Raw genomic sequence first — 15,131 nt, forward strand, 5'->3', positions numbered from 1 at the left:
GCGCCGGCCGGAAGTGCCTGGATCTCACCGTGCCACATTCCGGCCCGGGAACACAGTCGGAGCGGACGGTTGGGTCAGCCGGTGCTGGTCGGGCTGGCGGACTTGCTGCCGGCCGTGCTCTCCGTCGGCTTCGCCGTGCTGCTCGACGGCGCGGCGGCGCTCTCGGTCGGTTTCGCCGTGGTCGACGACGGTGCGACGGTGGCGGTGCGACTCGGCGACGGGCTCGGCGTGTCCGACGGGGTGGGCGTCGGGCTGGTGCTCGTCGACGGGGTGGGCGTCGGACTGGACGTGGTCGGCGTGGGCTTCGGCGTGGCGGACTTCGTCGGCGTCGGCGTGGGCTTCGGCGTGGCGGTCTTCGTCGGCTTCGGGGTCGGCTTCGGCGTGGTGCCGGGCTTCGGCGGGTTGACCGGCACGGTCGGGAGCGGCACCGGCGTGGCGGGCCCGGGGACGGCGCCGACCACCCGGGTCGCCGCGTAGAGCCGGGACCACCGGACCACCGAGATCTTGACCACGTCGCCGGTCCGCGGCGCCTCCACCATCTTGCCGTTACCGATGTACATGGCGACGTGGTGGATGCTGCTCCAGCTACCGCTGGAGGCGAAGAAGAGCAGGTCACCGGGGAGGAGGGCGGTCGGGCTGACGGTGCGGGAGCGGGTCGCGTAGTACTGGTCCCGGGAGACGCGGGGCAGACCCCGATAGCCGGCCGACTGGTAGGCGGCGAGCATCAGACCGGAGCAGTCGAACCGGTCCGGGCCCTCCGCCGCCCAGAGGTAGGGGTCACCCAACTGGGCCAGGGCGTAGCGCACGGCGGCCAGCGCCCGCGGGTCGGCGACCAGGCCGTTGATGCTCTGGTTGACGACGTACGGGTTGCCGAGCCGCTGCTCGGCGGCGTCCTCGCGGCGCTCGATCTCGAGCAGCTTGGCGGCGTTGTCGCGGCGGAGCTTGAGCAGCGCGGCTTCCTGCTTGTGCAGGTCGGTCTCGACCCGGGTGAACTCCGCGGTCTTCTCGGTGACCCGGCGCTGGACCGAGGCGTGCGCCTCGCGCGCGACCCGCTCGTCGGTGGTGGCGCGCAGCAGCTCGCCGGTCACCGAGGTGGTGGCCCCCTCGGCCTTGTCGCCCCGGGTGATCCGCTGGAGATCGGAGAACTGGCGCAGGCTGGCGCCGAACTCGCCGGGCGGCAGCGCGGCGTCGGCCTTGACCGCGTCGGCGGCGGCGCTCTTGGCGTTCTCCTGGGCCCGGGCCAGCGCGGCCTGGGCCTCCCTGAGCCGGGCGGCGGCGGCGGTCAGCTCGGCCTGGGCCGCGTCCCGCTCGCCCTTGACCCGCAGGAGGTTGTCGCCGAGCTGGGCGACCTGGCCGTCGACCTGGTTGATCTGCGCGATCAGCGGCCCGTCGGCCGGGTTCGTGACACCGGTCGTGGCACCCGGCAGGACCGGCGCGCCGCCGGGCACGGCGGCACCGGGGACGGTGGCGCCGGGCAGGCCGGGCACCGGGACGCCGGGCTGGCCGGGGACGGTGGCACCGGGGCGGCCGGTGGTGGCGCCGGGCACGGTGGGGAGCTGGAGCGGGCCGGTGACCTGCGGCCGGGACCCGGTGCTGGGAATGGTGTCGGGCAGCGGATCGGCCCAGGCCGGGGTGGCGAGCGCCGCGGCCGCGACCGCCCCGAGCAGGGCGGACCAGAGCGCCGGGCGCAGCACCGGTGAGATCACCGGTGAGCGTCGCCGTCGCCTTCGGGCCTTGGTGCTGTCGACCATTCCGCTCCCCGTCCGGTCTGGTGCGCGCCACGCGTCGTGGGCGTGATGAGACAGGGCGACCCCTGGTGTGTGTTCCGCCCCACCCTGTCTTACCTCACCGACGCAACGATGTCGATGTGCGGAGCGTGACGACCGGTGAACTGGGTCGCTGCGGTCGACCGCGCGGGCGGCGCTCCGGACCCGCGACGTACGCTCGATCGGGACCCCAGGTGGAAGGACGTGGCTTTCGGATGGACGCCGGACTCAAGCGCGAGCTCGAAGCAAAGGTCTACGCGGGGGAGCGGCTGACCCGCGAGGACGGCATCGCGCTCTACGCGAGCGACGACCTGACCTGGTTGGGCCGGCTGGCCCACCACAGGCGTACGGAGCTCAACGGCGACCGGGTGATGTTCAACGTCAACCGGCACCTCAACCTGACCAACGTCTGTTCCGCGTCGTGCGCGTACTGCTCGTTCCAGCGCAAGCCGGGCGAGAAGGACGCCTACACGATGCGGATCGACGAGGCGGTCCGCAAGGCCAAGGAGATGGAGGACGAGCAGCTCACCGAGCTGCACATCGTCAACGGCCTGCACCCGACGCTGCCCTGGCGCTACTACCCCAAGGTGCTGCGTGAGCTGAAGGCCGCGCTGCCGAAGGTCAACCTCAAGGCGTTCACCGCGACCGAGGTGCAGTGGTTCGAGAAGATCAGCGGGCTGACCGCCGACGCGATCCTCGACGAGTTGATGGACGCCGGGCTGGAGTCGCTGACCGGCGGCGGCGCGGAGATCTTCGACTGGGAGATCCGGCAGCACATCGTCGACCACGCCTGCCACTGGGAGGACTGGTCGCGGATCCACCGGTTGGCCCACTCGAAGGGCATGAAGACGCCGTCGACCATGCTCTACGGCCACATCGAGGAGCCCCGGCACCGGGTCGACCACGTGCTGCGGCTGCGTGAGCTGCAGGACGAGACCGGGGGCTTCCAGGTCTTCATCCCGCTGCGCTACCAGCACGACTTCGTCGACTCGGCGGACGGCAAGGTCCGTAACCGGATCCAGGCCCGCACCACGATGGCCTCCCCGGCCGAGTCGCTCAAGACGTTCGCGGTCTCCCGCCTGCTGTTCGACAACGTCCCGCACGTGAAGTGCTTCTGGGTCATGCACGGGCTCTCGGTGGCCCAGCTCTCGCTGAACTTCGGCGTGGACGACCTGGACGGCTCGGTGGTGGAATACAAGATCACGCACGACGCCGACTCGTACGGCACGCCGAACACCATGCACCGGGACGACCTGCTCCACCTGATCTGGGACGCCGGCTTCCGCCCGGTGGAGCGGAACACCCGCTACGAGACCGTCCGTGAGTACGCTGCCGCGCCGTCGATGGCCGAGCGCCGTTCCGAGCCGCAGCAGGTCTGGGCCTGACCCGGCGATGAGCACCGGCAGGTCTGGGCCTGACCCGGCGACGAGCACCGGGGAGCAGCAGCGCGGTTTTCCTCGGCGGGACGCCGAGGGACGCATCCTGACGCTCGGTGACCTGCTCGGCGTGACGCTCGCCGGCCTGGTCATCGGCGTGCTGGCGTTGCTGCTCTTCGAGTGGGCGTTCGCCGCCCTCGGCGCCGGCGGGTTCGGGGGGACCAACGGCTGGCTGGCGGTGATCCTGCCGCTCTGGCTGTTCTGGGACGACTTCCGGGCCTGGGAGTTCGGTGCCGCCCGGGTGCTGGCGGCGCTGGTCGGGCTCGGGGTCGGCGTGCTGGCCGGGTTGCTGGCGGCCGGGCTGGCCGCGGGGCTGCCGGCGCTGTTCACCGGCGCGCTGGCCGCGGCGGTTTTCACCGTGGTCTACGCGGTGATCTGGTTTCATGGCGTGCACTGGCTGGCCCGGCGGACGGGCTGAGGTGGCGGAGAGAGTGGGAATGCGGGCATGAGCGCGGCGGTCAAGTACACGCTGGGCCGGATCGGGCTGTTCGTCGCGGTGCTGGCGGCCCTCTGGTTCGTCGAGATGAACATGTTCCTGCGGCTGATGCTGGCGTTGGTCTTCTCCGCCACGCTGTCGTTCTTCCTGCTGAAGGGGTGGCGGGACGAGATGGCCGGGGAGATGGCCGACGCGGCGGAGCGCCGCCGCGCCGAGAAGGACCGGCTGCGCTCCGCCCTGGCCGGCGACGACCAGCCCACCGACGCACCGGGCGAGCCCCGAGGCTGAGTGGTGAGAAGGGGCCCCTTCTCGACGCCAGGCGTTAAGAAGGGGCCCCTCCTTCCAGCTCACCAGTTGGTGGAGCCTGGGACGGTGGGCCAGGGGCGGTTCAGCGGCTTGATCAGGTACGCGATGCCGCCGGAGCCGGAGGCGACGGTGCCGTTGGCCCGGTAGCGCTTGGTGCGCTGCCAGATCTGCTCGAACTGCTCGCGCTTGTAGACGTTGCGCACCGCCTCGTTCGAGGACGACGCCGGGTCGTTGACGATCACGTCGCCGTCGGCGGTGAAGCCGACGATCACGAACAGGTGCCCGGAGGTGCCGTAGTTCGCCCCGTCCAGCTCCTCGGCCAGGAACGACTGCGACGTGACCACCGGGATGCCGGCCTTGATGAACCGTTCCGCCTCGTCCAGCGAGTGCAGGCGGGTGACGCGCGCCTCCAGGCCGGGGAAGCCGGCGGCGTACGCGGTGTTGAACGGCCAGTTGCCGGCGCCGTCGTACTCGTGGTCGTAGGTCATCCGGGCGGCGTGGTCGACGGTCGGGTCGGCGTAGGCGGGGTCGACCCAGGCGGTGTCCTCGGCCGAGGGCTTGCGTCCCCAGTACTCGACCACCATCTCGGTGGAGGTGGGCGAGCACCACGCCTCGCCGCCGCCGTCGTACTCCGGGTACTCGCCGATGTGGACGTTCTGCGAGTAGCGGGGCACGGCCAGCTCGGTGCCCCAGGCGATGCCGCCCCGGCTCGGCGTGACGGTGAACCGGTCCGGCACCTTCGAGGCCATCGCGCCGACCATCCGGACCTGCGGCGCGGCGGCCTGTCCGGGCGCGCGGTAGAGCGTCAGCCGGAGCTGGTACGAGCGCAGCAGCACCCCGGCCGAGGCGTCGTCGACGGCGAACGTGTCGGTCCAGATGCTCGACCAGGGGTCACCCTGACCGTCCAGCGTGGCCCGCTTGATGTCCTGGTCGCCGGAGGCCCAGCGGCCCATCACGTACCACGGGGTCTGGGCCCCGGTGTTGTAGGTGCCGTGCAGCTCGACCTGGATCCAGGTGCCGGCGGGGGTGCTGGCGTTCCAGGACGCGACGAGCTCGGTGGCGTCGAACCCGATCCGCCGCTCGGGTGAGGTCCAGGTGGCGTACTCCCAGGTGCGGGTGGCGCCGGTGTGTTCGTCGGTGAAGTCGGTGGTGCCGGCGGGCCGGGCGATGGTGAGCGCCGGCTGGCGGCCGGGCACGGCGCGGGTGCCCTGGTGCGTGCCGGTACGCCAGTCGGGGTAGCGGGAGAACTCCTGGAAGGTGATCTGTTCGTCGTGGGTGACGCCCGGCCGGGGGCCGTTGGCCTGGGCGGGTGCGGTGGTGCCGAGCAGGGTGAGCGCGGTCAGGCCGGCGAGGGCGACCGTGCGCAGGGGTCTTCCGAACATGGCAGCTCCACGGGGAAACGGCATCGTTGCCGTTCACTGTCGTCCTTGGCGGGAAGTTTCGCCAGATGTTCAGCCATGGAAAATCATTGCCGACGTGAGGATCAGGTCGGGATGGTTCATGACAACGACGGATGTTGATATGACCATGTGACTGCTGGTGGAGTGTGCGGACAACGGGATCTCCCCGTACCCCGAGGAGGTTGTCCATGGCCCTCCGCACGTCCCCGCTGCGCCGCCGGCTCGCGTTCGTCGCCGCCGTCGGCCTGATCCTGGTCACCGCCGCCGCCGGGCCGGCCGCCGCCCGCCCCGACCCGGACCGGGCCGGCGAGTCGGCCGCCGTCGCCTACCGGGTGCTCGGCCCACGCACCGTCGCCGACCGCACCGCGGTCGCCCGCACCGGCGCCGCCATCGACTACTCCGAACACGGCGTGCTGCACGTCACGGCCACCACCGCCGAGGCGAACGCGATCACCCGGCTCGGCTTCCGGCTGGAGAAGGACGTCGCCCCGGCGCCGGCCGGCGGCGCGACCGCGTACGCGTTCCCGCCCGCCGACTCGAACTACCACGACTACGCCGAGCTGACCGCGGTGGTGAACCAGGTGGTCGCCGACCACCCGAGCATCGCCCGCAAGCTCAGCATCGGCACGTCCTACCAGGGCCGGGACCTGATGGCCGTGAAGATCTCCGACAACGTCGGCACCGACGAGAGCGAACCGGAGATCCTGTTCAACGCCCAGCAGCACGCCCGCGAGCACCTGACCGTCGAGATGGCGATCTACCTGCTCAACCTGTTCACCGACAACTACGGCACCGACTCCCGGATCACAGGCATCGTGAACTCCCGGGAGATCTGGATCGTGCCCACCGTCAACCCGGACGGCAGCGAGTACGACATCGCCACCGGCTCCTACCGCTCCTGGCGGAAGAACCGGCAGCCCAACAGCGGCTCCACGTACGTCGGCACCGACCTGAACCGCAACTGGAGCTACCAGTGGGGCTGCTGCGGCGGCTCGTCCGGCACGAAGTCGTCGGACACCTACCGCGGCCCGTCCGCCTTCTCCGCCCCGGAGACCGCCGCGCTGCGCAACTTCGTCAACAGCCGGGTCGTCGGCGGGGTGCAGCAGATCAAGGCGAACATCGACTTCCACACCTATTCCCAGCTGGTGCTCTGGCCGTACGGCTACACGTACAGCAACACCGCCACCGGGATGACCGCCGACCAGTACAACACGTTCGCCACCATCGGCCAGCAGATGGCGGCCAGCAACGGCTACACCCCGGAGCAGTCCAGCGACCTCTACATCGCGGACGGCACCAGCATCGACTGGATGTGGGGCGCCCACAAGATCTGGGCGTACACGTTCGAGATGTACCCCGGCTCGGCCTCCGGCGGCGGCTTCTACCCGCCCGACGAGGTGATCCCGGCGCAGACCTCGCGCAACCGGGACGCCGTGCTGACGCTCTCCGAGTACGCCGACTGCCCGTACCGGGCGATCGGCAAGCAAAGCCAGTACTGCTGACCTCACCCGGCGGCGGGGACCCCGGCTCCACCCCCACCGGGGTCCCCGCCCACCCCGCCCGTCCGGGTGATCTCCGCTGGTCGTGCGCTACGGTGTCACCGACCGTGCCACAGCGAAGCCGGTGCGAAACCGGCGCTGTCCCGCAACTGTGATGCCCCGTACGGTCGGCGTCGGCCTCCCGCCGGCGCCGACGGACGTGGGACGAGCCAGGTCGCCTGCGGCCCGGTCGCGACACGCGCCTTCGAGGAAGGGCGCCTCGCGGACGGGGCCCTTCCAGCCTGTCGGCGAAGCACCACGCTCCTCGACCGACAGGAGGACCTGTGACCCGACGTACCCCTCGGCTCTTCGCCACCGCGCTCGCGGCCGGCGTGCTGCTGCTCGGCGGCTGTGCCGAGAAGACCTCGACCGACGCCCCCGCCCCCGGCGCGTCCGGCGGCTCGTTCCCCGCCAGCGTGGGCAACCTGACGCTGGAGAAGCGCCCCGAGAAGATCGTCTCGCTGTCGCCGACCTCGACCGAGATGCTCTTCGCCATCGGCGCCGGCAAGCAGGTCGCCGCCGTCGACGACCAGTCGAACTACCCGGCGGACGCGCCGAAGACCGACCTCTCCGGCTACCAGCCGAACGCCGAGGCGATCGCCGCGAAGAGCCCCGACCTGGTGGTGATCACCAATGACACCAACAAGATCGCCAGCCAGCTCGTCGCGCTGAAGATCCCGGTCCTGCTCACCCCGGCCGCGACCACGCTCGACGACACGTACCGGCAGCTCACCGACCTGGGCAAGCTCACCGGCCACCCGGCCGAGGCGGACGCCGTGGTGCGGAAGATGAAGGACGACATCACCGCGCTCACCAAGGACCTGCCCAAGCGCGCCGAGAAGCTGACCTACTACCACGAGCTGGGCCCGGAGCTGTACACCGCGACCAGCAAGACGTTCATCGGCACCATCTACGCGCTCGCCGGGCTGGAGAACATCGCCGACCCGGCCGACGCCGGCGGCAAGAGCGGCGGCTACCCGCAGCTCTCCCAGGAGGTCATCGTCAAGGCGAACCCCGACTTCGTCTTCCTGGCCGACACCAAGTGCTGCCAGCAGAGCGCCGACACGGTCAAGGCGCGCAGCGGGTGGGCCGGCCTCACCGCGGTCAAGAACAACCAGGTCGTGGCGCTTGACGACGACATCGCCTCGCGTTGGGGCCCGCGCGTCGTCGACCTGCTGAAGGCGATCGTCGACGCCACCGCCAAGGTTCCGGCCTGACCGTGGCCGTACGACCGGCGGACCCCGTGCCGGCCGGGACGCCCGACGCGTCCCGGCCGGCCGGCCGGCTGCCGCGCCCCCGCCGGGGCGCGGCACACGCCGACGCTCCGGCCCGGCCGGCCGGGCTGCGCACCCGCTGGCTGCTCGCCGGCCTGGTGGCGGTGCTCGTCGCGCTGGTGGCCGGCGTCTCGTTCGGCCCGGTCAGCCTGCCGCCCGCCAGCGTCGCGGCGGAACTGCTCAACCTGCTGCCCGGCGTGCACCTGGACAGCGGCCTCACCGAGCAGGAGGTCGCCATCGTCACCGAGCTGCGCCTGCCCCGGGTCGTGCTCGGTCTGCTCGTCGGCGCGCTGCTCGCCCTGGCCGGCGGCTGCTACCAGGGCGTCTTCCGCAACCCGCTGGCCGACCCGTACCTGCTCGGCGTGGCCGCCGGGGCCGGGCTCGCGGTCACCGCGGCGATCGTGCTCGGCGCCGGGGCCGGCGGGGCGCTCACCGGCCTGCCGGTCACCGTCCCGCTCGCCGCGTTCGTCGGCTCGCTCGGCGCGGTGGCGATGACGTACCTGCTCGGTGCCGCCGGCGGCCGGGACCGCTCCCCGGCCACACTGATCCTGGCCGGGGTGGCCGTGTCGGCGTTCCTCGCCGCCGGGCAGACCTACCTGCTGCAAGCGCACTCGGACAGCCTCCAGCAGGTGTACTCCTGGCTGCTCGGGCGGCTCTCCACCGCTGGCTGGCACGACGTGCTGCTGGTCCTGCCGTACTTCCTGCTCACCGCCGTGGTGGTGCTGGCGCACCGGCGGGAGCTGGACGTGCTCGCCCTCGGCGACGACGAGGCCACCAGCCTCGGGCTGCACCCGCAGCGGTCCCGCTACCTGCTGATCGCCGCCGCCTCGCTGGGCACCGCCGCCGCGGTCTCCGCCTCCGGCCTGATCGGCTTCGTCGGCATCATCGTGCCGCACACCGTCCGGCTGCTCGCCGGCTCCAGCCATCGGGTGATCCTGCCGCTGTCGATGCTCTTCGGCGGCGCGTTCCTGGCGCTGACCGACGTGGTCGCGCGGACCGCCGCGGCACCCGCCGAGATCCCCATCGGCGTGGTGACCGCGCTGCTCGGCGGCCCGTTCTTCGTCCTGATCCTGCGCACCGCCCGCGGGGTGCGCGCGTGAGCGCGAGGAGTGAGCCGGGTCTGCGAGCCCCGCAGTCGCACGCCCCGGGGACCAGCGTGAGCGCGAGGAGTGAGCCGGGTTTGCGAGCCCCGCAGTCGCACGCCGGGAGGCCAGCGTGACCGCCGCGGTCGAGGTCCGGGACCTGCGGGTCGAGTTGGGCGGCAGTCCGGTCCTGGCCGGCGTCGACCTGACCGTCGCGGTGGGCGAGTGGGTCACCGTCATCGGCCCCAACGGCGCCGGCAAGTCGACGCTGCTGCGCGCCGTCGGCGGCCTGCTGCCCGCGCCGGACGCCGTCTCCCTCTTCGGTACGCCGATCCGCGCGCTGCGCCGCCGCGACCGGGCCCGGGTGGTGGCCACCGTGGCGCAGTCACCGGCGGTGCCGGCCGGCATGGCGGTCGTCGACTACGTGTTGCTCGGGCGCACGCCCCACATGCCGCCGCTGGGTCGGGAGTCCGCCGCCGACCTGGCCGCCGTGCGCCAGGTGCTGGACCGGCTCGACCTGGCCGGGTTCGGCAGCCGCGAGCTGGCCACGCTCTCCGGCGGCGAGCGGCAGCGGGTCTTCCTGGCCCGGGCGTTGGCCCAGGGCGCCACCCTGCTGCTGCTCGACGAGCCGACCAGCGCGTTGGACATCGGGCACCAGCAGGAGGTGCTGGAACTGGTCGACCAGCTCCGCCGCGAGCACGACCTGACCGTGCTCGCCACCATGCACGACCTCTCCATCGCCGGCGAGTACGCCGACCGTCTGGTGCTGCTCGCCGAGGGCCGGGTGGCCGCCGCCGGCCCACCCGCCGAGGTGCTCACCGAGGACCTGCTCGCCCGCCACTACCGCGCCCACGTCCGGGTCATCCCCGGCGACCACGGCCCCCTGGTGGTCCCCGTCCGCCCCCACTGACCCGCCCCACTCTCCCCACCCCGCCCCTGCTGATTCACGGAAAGCGTGGCTATTCGCGGCCGAATAGCCACGCTTTCCGTGAAACTGTGCGGGCGCGGCGCGGCGCGGCGCGGATTGGCGTGGTGCGGCGCGGCGTGGTGCGGGTCAGCGGAGGGTGGAGATGGAGAAGAGCGCGCCGTGGGGGTCGCGGAGGGCGGCGGAGCGACCGGCCGGGTTGTCCCGGGGCGGGACGAGGATGGTGCCGCCCAGTTCGGCGGCGCGGGCCGCGGTGGCGTCGGTGTCCTCCACCCCGAAGTAGACCGTCCAGTACGCCGGCAGGTCGGCGGGGAGCGGCTCGGCCGCCGGCAGCATGCCGGCGACGATGCGGGCACCGCAGCGCCATCCGATGTAGGGGGCCGGCCCGGTCGACCGTTCCTCGGGATGCCAGCCGAAGACCAGCGCGTAGAACTCCCGGGCTCCCTCCGGATCGGGGGTGACCAGCTCGTTCCAGCACATCGCGCCGGGCGCGTTGAACAACTCCGCGCCGCGCATCGCCATCGGCTGCCAGACGCTGAACACCGCGCCGGCCGGGTCGGCGAGCACCGCCATCCGGCCCTGCGCGGCGACGTCGAACGGGGCGACGACCACCTGCCCGCCGGCCGCCGCGACCCGGGTGGCGACCAGGTCGGCGTCGTCCGTGGCCACGTACGTCGACCAGACCGGCACCTGGTCCGGGGTGGCCGGCGGGCCGACCCCGGCGACGGCCTTGCCGTCCTTGAGGAAGACGGTGTAGCCGCCGGCGTCCGGCACGGTGGAGATCCGCCCGGTCCAACCGAACAGTTGCGGGTAGAACCGTCTCGCGTCGTCCAGTCCGGGGGTGGCCAGGTCGGTCCAGCAGGGTGTGCCGGGCTCGACGCCGTTCACGGGGGACCCCTTCCGCCGGGGGCGGTCCCGCTGGCCCGCCCTGCCGGCATCGTGGCACCACCGGACCGGCCGCCGGGCCGGAACCGGACAAAACGTCAGCGGAAGCGGCGCCCCTCGTCCCGCCGGTACGCCCAGCCGGCGACCGCGGCCAGCGCCACCACCCAGACCACCAGCATCACCAGCGCCCGGGGGTCGGGCCGCCAGTCGGTGACCGCCGCCCACATCAACTCCACCGCGCCCCGGGTCGGCAGGTAGGGGGCGACCGCCCGGACGAAACCGGGGGCCTGGTCCGGCGCGGAGAGCAGGCCACCGCCGAACGCCAGCGGGAAGAAGAGCACCTGCGCCACCACGATCGCCGCCTTGCTCGGCAACGAGTAGCCGATCGCGAGGCCGAGCAGCGTGAACGGCACCGAGATCACGGCGACCGCGGCGAGCCCGATCAGGAACTGCGCCACGGTGACCCGCGCCGCGGTGGCCACCGCCGCGATCACCACCACCGGCACCATCGACAGGTAGGTCAGCACCAGGCCGGCCAGGATCCGCCCGGCCAGGCGCGGCGTCGGCCCGGCCGGCAGGGTCCGGGTGTACGGGTTCCAGGGCTGGTCGCGGTCCTCGGCGACGCCCACGCCGTACTGGAAGATGTTGGCGCTCATGGTCGCGAACGTGACCATGGCGGCGGTGGCGTAGGTGGCGCCGGTGGGGTCGTCGCCGGCGAACGGCACCACGAAGAAGAGCATCGCGGCGGCGGGGAAGAACGCGCTGCCCACCACCGCCACCGGGATCCGGATGATCTCCAGGAGCTGGTAGCGGGCGTGGACCAGGGCGAGCGGCACGGCGGTCTCCTAGGCGGGGGTGGGCGCGGGCCGGGCGTCGGCCGTGATGGCGAGGAACGCCTCCTCCAGCGAGGTGGGGCGGACCTCCAGGTCGCGGAACGCCACGCCGGCGGTGACCAGGTCGCGGACGAGCTGGTCGGCGTCGGTGGTGAGCAGGTGGACCCGCCCGTCGACGCGTTCGGTGGCGACCACCCCGGGCAGCGCCGGCAGGTCGTCGGCGACCAGGCTGACCCGGCGTACGCCGACGATGCCCCGGATCGCCGCCACCGAGTCGTCGGCGAGCACCCGCCCGTGGCCGATCACCACCACCCGCTGGGCGAGCGCCTCCACCTCCTCCAGGTAGTGGCTGCTCAGCAGCACCGTGCCGCCGTCGGCGTGGAAGCCGCGGATCGCGTCCCAGAGCGCGTGCCGCGCTTCCACGTCGAGCCCGGTGGTGGGCTCGTCCAGCACCACCAGCCGGGGCCGGCCGACGAACGCCAGCGCCACGGCCAGCCGCCGGCGTTGCCCGCCGGAGAGGCCACCGGTCTGCCGCCGCGCCTGGTCGGCGAGGCCGAACCGGTCGAGCAGCTCACCCCGGGGCACCGGGTCGGGGAAGTGCGCGGAGACGAAGTCGACCACCTCGCCGACCCGCAGCGTGCCGGGCAGGCCGGTCTCCTGCGGGGTCACCCCGAGCTGTCGCCGGCTCGCCGGGTCGCGCGGGTCACCGCCGAGCAGCTCGACCCGGCCGGCGGTCGGGCGGCGCAGCCCCACCAGCAGGTTGATCAGGGTGCTCTTGCCGGCGCCGTTCGGGCCGAGCAGGCCGACCAGCTCCCCGGCCCGGACGGTCAGGTCGACCCGGTCCAGCGCCAGCACCTCGCCGTAGCGGCGGCTGACCTGTTCGGCGCGGGCCAGGATCATCGCGGGCTCCTCGGGCGGGGGGACGGTGCCTCCCCTGTGTACCGGGTGTCCGCCAGTCGCTCCGCCCGGGGGCCACCGGTTCCGTCAGCCGGCCAGCGGGGCGGGCAGCGGGGCGCGGTGCAGCACCGCCAGCCCGGAGACCGCCCGGGTCAGCACCACGTAGAGGCGGTGCAGGCCGCGCGGCTCGGCGGCCACGATCGCGGCCGGCTCGACGACCACCACGTGGTCGTACTCCAGGCCCTTGACCAGGCTCGCCGGGACGACGGTGACGCGCGCCGCGGCCGCGACGTCGTCGGCGGTCGCGGTCTCGACGCCGGCGGCGTCGAGCGCCGCGCGGAGCCGGTCCACCGTGTCGTTGGCGGCGATCACGCCGACCGAGCCGTCGTGCGCCAGCGCCGCCCGCACCTCGGCCACCGTCGCGGCCGTCAGATCCTCGACGGTACGCACATCGAGCGCCCCGTCGTGGCGCAGCGACCGGGCCGGGGGTACGTCGACGGCGAGCGCGGGCAGCAGCCGGTTCGCGAACGCCACCACGGCGGCCGGCACCCGGAAGCCGACGCTCAGCGGCACCACCGCGGCGTCCGGCTTGCCCAGGTGGGTCAGGGACTCCCGCCAGTCGGTCGCGGCCCAGGGCGCGGTGCCCTGGGCCAGGTCGCCGAGGAGCGTGATGGAGCCGTGTTCGCTGCGGCGGGCGATGGCCCGGCACTGCATCGGCGAGAGGTCCTGCGCCTCGTCGACCACCACGTGACCGAACCCGGCGGGTCGCTCCAGCAGCCCGGCGACCTCGTCGAGGAGGACCGCGTCGGCGGCGGTCCACCGGGTCGCCTTCGCGGTGCGTCCGACCTTGCCGGCGCGGAACAGCTCCTGCTCGTCGGCGCTGAGCAGCCCGTCGGCGGCGGCGGCGAGCGCTCCGGTGTCGGTCCGCAGCCGGTGCAGCAGCCCGTCCGGGGTGAGCGCCGGCCAGACCGCGTCGAGCAGGTCGGTGACCGGCTTGCTCCGGCTCATCCGGCGCAGCCAGGCGTCGGAGGGCGACTCGGCGCGGCGGGCCTCGGCCTGGCGTTGCAGCAGCCCCACCACCCGGGCCCGGACCCGTTCCCGGCCGGTGGCGTAGGGCAGCCCCTCCTGCCGCGTCTCGGTGACCAGGCGGTGCAGCGGGTCGAGCCCGATCCGCCAGCGGTACGAGCCGTCCGAGACCATGATCGGCTCGGTGGGCGTACCGATGTGGGCGTCGACGGCGCGACGCAGCACCTCGGCCATCCGGATGTCGTGCTTGAGCGCGGCGGCGGCCGGGTCGTCGACCGCGCGGACCGGCACGCGGGCGACCAGGTCCTCGACGGTGGCCTGCTCGACCTCGACCTCCCCGAGCGCCGGCAGCACCGCCGCGATGTACGACAGGAACGCCCGGTTCGGCCCGACGATCAGCACACCCGAGCGGCGCAGCCGTTCCCGGTGCAGGTAGAGCAGGTACGCGGCGCGGTGCAGCCCGACCGCGGTCTTCCCGGTGCCCGGCGCGCCCTGCACGCAGATCGAGTCGGCCAGGTCGGCCCGGACCAGCTCGTCCTGCTCGGGCTGGATGGTGGCGACGATGTCCCGCATCGGGCCGACGCGGGGGCGTTCGATCTCGGCGGTGAGGATGCGGCTGGCCGTGCCGAGTTCCTCGCCCCGGTCCAGGTGTTCGTCCTCGAAGCTGGTCAGCGCGCCGGCGCTGAACCCGAACCGGCGGCGCACCGCGACGCCCTGCGGGTCGCGGGCGCTGGCCCGGTAGAACGATCGGGACACCGGGGCCCGCCAGTCGAGCACCAGCGGCTCGCCCCGCTCGTCGGTGACGTGACGCCGCCCGACGTGGTAGTTCCGCCCGGCGTGGTCCGGGTCCGTCTCCCCGCTGGGCGGGCTGTCGGCGTGCCCGCCGAAGTCCAGCCGGCCGAAGAAGAGCGGGGTGGTCGGATCGTCGGCCAGCTCCTTGACCCGCCGGGCCATGTGCCGGCCGAGTTGCTCGGCGGTGTACGCGTCGCCGGCCACCTTGTCGCCGGTGGCGAACAGTGACTCGGCGCGCTCCCGCATCCGGCGCAGCGCGGCGCGGGAGGTGTCCAGGTGGGCCCGTTCGGCGACGAGTTCGTCGTCGAGCGGGGTGGTGGCGGTCAGTTCCGGTGCGGGCACTGTGAACTCCTGGGGCTCAACATAATGCTCGCTCGCGTGTCCGGGGGTGGTTGGCCTGCTCCCGGCGCGGGGACGTCCGCTGCGGTGCATGCTCACCGCGGCCGTCGGGCGGTCATCCACTATACGGAATTACGGGTCGACCCGCGCCCCGCCCCGGGCGCCGAGGCCGGGGACGACTGCGGCTGCGGCGCTT

The 15,131-nt window shown here is 73.3% G+C and carries 12 protein-coding genes, 1 pseudogene and 1 riboswitch; of the genes and pseudogenes, 7 read left to right on the forward strand and 6 right to left on the reverse strand.

The window, feature by feature from the left end; genetic code table 11:
* Nucleotides 1-74 precede the first annotated feature (74 nt).
* Entirely contained in the window at nucleotides 75-1,751 is a 1,677-nt protein-coding gene (locus ACLQ2W_RS03760; protein ID WP_425785228.1) for a C40 family peptidase, read from the reverse strand.
* A 230-nt stretch (nucleotides 1,752-1,981) separates the two neighbouring features.
* Between ACLQ2W_RS03760 and mqnE the strand changes: the two genes are divergently transcribed.
* The 3 genes from mqnE to ACLQ2W_RS03775 are packed head-to-tail and all read left to right on the forward strand — an operon-like array spanning nucleotide 1,982 to nucleotide 3,926.
* Nucleotides 1,982-3,151, forward strand: coding sequence for an aminofutalosine synthase MqnE (gene mqnE / locus ACLQ2W_RS03765; protein ID WP_425785229.1), 1,170 nt, complete (start codon nucleotides 1,982-1,984; stop codon nucleotides 3,149-3,151).
* 7 nt (nucleotides 3,152-3,158) lie between these two features.
* The gene (locus ACLQ2W_RS03770) at nucleotides 3,159-3,620 is read left to right on the forward strand and encodes a hypothetical protein (RefSeq protein WP_425785230.1); all 462 of its coding nucleotides are present in this window, start codon (nucleotides 3,159-3,161) and stop codon (nucleotides 3,618-3,620) included.
* 27 nt (nucleotides 3,621-3,647) lie between these two features.
* A complete protein-coding gene (locus tag ACLQ2W_RS03775; RefSeq protein ID WP_281943650.1) occupies nucleotides 3,648-3,926 on the forward strand; it encodes a DUF4229 domain-containing protein in 279 nt (92 codons plus the stop codon).
* A gap of 59 nt (nucleotides 3,927-3,985) precedes the next feature.
* Here the strand turns inward: ACLQ2W_RS03775 and ACLQ2W_RS03780 are convergent, their stop codons facing one another.
* Nucleotides 3,986-5,326, reverse strand: a complete 1,341-nt coding sequence (locus ACLQ2W_RS03780) for a C39 family peptidase (RefSeq protein WP_425785231.1) — start codon at nucleotides 5,324-5,326, stop codon at nucleotides 3,986-3,988.
* A gap of 206 nt (nucleotides 5,327-5,532) precedes the next feature.
* Between ACLQ2W_RS03780 and ACLQ2W_RS03785 the strand changes: the two are divergent.
* The 4 genes and pseudogenes from ACLQ2W_RS03785 to ACLQ2W_RS03800 all read left to right on the forward strand — a co-directional run.
* A pseudogene (locus tag ACLQ2W_RS03785) lies at nucleotides 5,533-6,843 on the forward strand (M14 family metallopeptidase); the annotation flags it as partial.
* A 70-nt stretch (nucleotides 6,844-6,913) separates the two neighbouring features.
* A riboswitch (cobalamin riboswitch) is annotated at nucleotides 6,914-7,083 on the forward strand.
* Nucleotides 7,084-7,166: 83 nt separating this feature from the next.
* Complete coding sequence (locus ACLQ2W_RS03790; RefSeq protein WP_405092043.1) at nucleotides 7,167-8,099, forward strand: ABC transporter substrate-binding protein; 933 nt, start codon at nucleotides 7,167-7,169, stop codon at nucleotides 8,097-8,099.
* A gap of 68 nt (nucleotides 8,100-8,167) precedes the next feature.
* Complete coding sequence (locus tag ACLQ2W_RS03795) at nucleotides 8,168-9,256, forward strand: FecCD family ABC transporter permease (protein WP_425786004.1); 1,089 nt, start codon at nucleotides 8,168-8,170, stop codon at nucleotides 9,254-9,256.
* Nucleotides 9,257-9,371: 115 nt separating this feature from the next.
* Nucleotides 9,372-10,148, forward strand: coding sequence for an ABC transporter ATP-binding protein (locus ACLQ2W_RS03800; protein ID WP_425785232.1), 777 nt, complete (start codon nucleotides 9,372-9,374; stop codon nucleotides 10,146-10,148).
* Nucleotides 10,149-10,292: 144 nt separating this feature from the next.
* On the opposite strand, the gene ACLQ2W_RS03805 is transcribed toward ACLQ2W_RS03800, so the two are convergent.
* The 4 genes from ACLQ2W_RS03805 to ACLQ2W_RS03820 form a co-directional block, all read right to left on the reverse strand.
* The gene (locus ACLQ2W_RS03805) at nucleotides 10,293-11,051 is read right to left on the reverse strand and encodes a VOC family protein (protein ID WP_107154651.1); all 759 of its coding nucleotides are present in this window, start codon (nucleotides 11,049-11,051) and stop codon (nucleotides 10,293-10,295) included.
* Between the two features lie 95 nt (nucleotides 11,052-11,146).
* Nucleotides 11,147-11,884 carry an ABC transporter permease gene (locus ACLQ2W_RS03810; protein WP_425785233.1) on the reverse strand — a complete coding sequence of 246 codons (738 nt, stop codon included), beginning with the start codon at nucleotides 11,882-11,884 and terminating at the stop codon, nucleotides 11,147-11,149.
* A gap of 9 nt (nucleotides 11,885-11,893) precedes the next feature.
* A complete protein-coding gene (locus ACLQ2W_RS03815) occupies nucleotides 11,894-12,781 on the reverse strand; it encodes an ABC transporter ATP-binding protein (RefSeq protein WP_405092046.1) in 888 nt (295 codons plus the stop codon).
* An 84-nt stretch (nucleotides 12,782-12,865) separates the two neighbouring features.
* On the reverse strand, nucleotides 12,866-14,938 hold the full coding sequence (locus ACLQ2W_RS03820) for a HelD family protein (protein WP_425785234.1): 2,073 nt from the start codon (nucleotides 14,936-14,938) through the stop codon (nucleotides 12,866-12,868).
* Nucleotides 14,939-15,131: the final 193 nt, after the last annotated feature.

This window comes from Micromonospora sp. DT227, from assembly GCF_049841835.1.
Classification (GTDB): Bacteria; Actinomycetota; Actinomycetes; order Mycobacteriales; family Micromonosporaceae; genus Micromonospora.

What these genes read in the sequence shown, in the direction of transcription:
- ACLQ2W_RS03760 (WP_425785228.1), bottom strand. Translation starts at nt 1,751, where the DNA reads ATGGTCGACAGCACCAAGGCCCGAAGGCGACGGCGACGCTCACCGGTG.
- ACLQ2W_RS03815 (WP_405092046.1), bottom strand. Translation starts at nt 12,781, where the DNA reads ATGATCCTGGCCCGCGCCGAACAGGTCAGCCGCCGCTACGGCGAGGTG.
- ACLQ2W_RS03770 (WP_425785230.1), top strand. Translation starts at nt 3,159, where the DNA reads ATGAGCACCGGCAGGTCTGGGCCTGACCCGGCGACGAGCACCGGGGAG.
- ACLQ2W_RS03780 (WP_425785231.1), bottom strand. Translation starts at nt 5,326, where the DNA reads ATGTTCGGAAGACCCCTGCGCACGGTCGCCCTCGCCGGCCTGACCGCG.
- mqnE (WP_425785229.1), top strand. Translation starts at nt 1,982, where the DNA reads ATGGACGCCGGACTCAAGCGCGAGCTCGAAGCAAAGGTCTACGCGGGG.
- ACLQ2W_RS03775 (WP_281943650.1), top strand. Translation starts at nt 3,648, where the DNA reads ATGAGCGCGGCGGTCAAGTACACGCTGGGCCGGATCGGGCTGTTCGTC.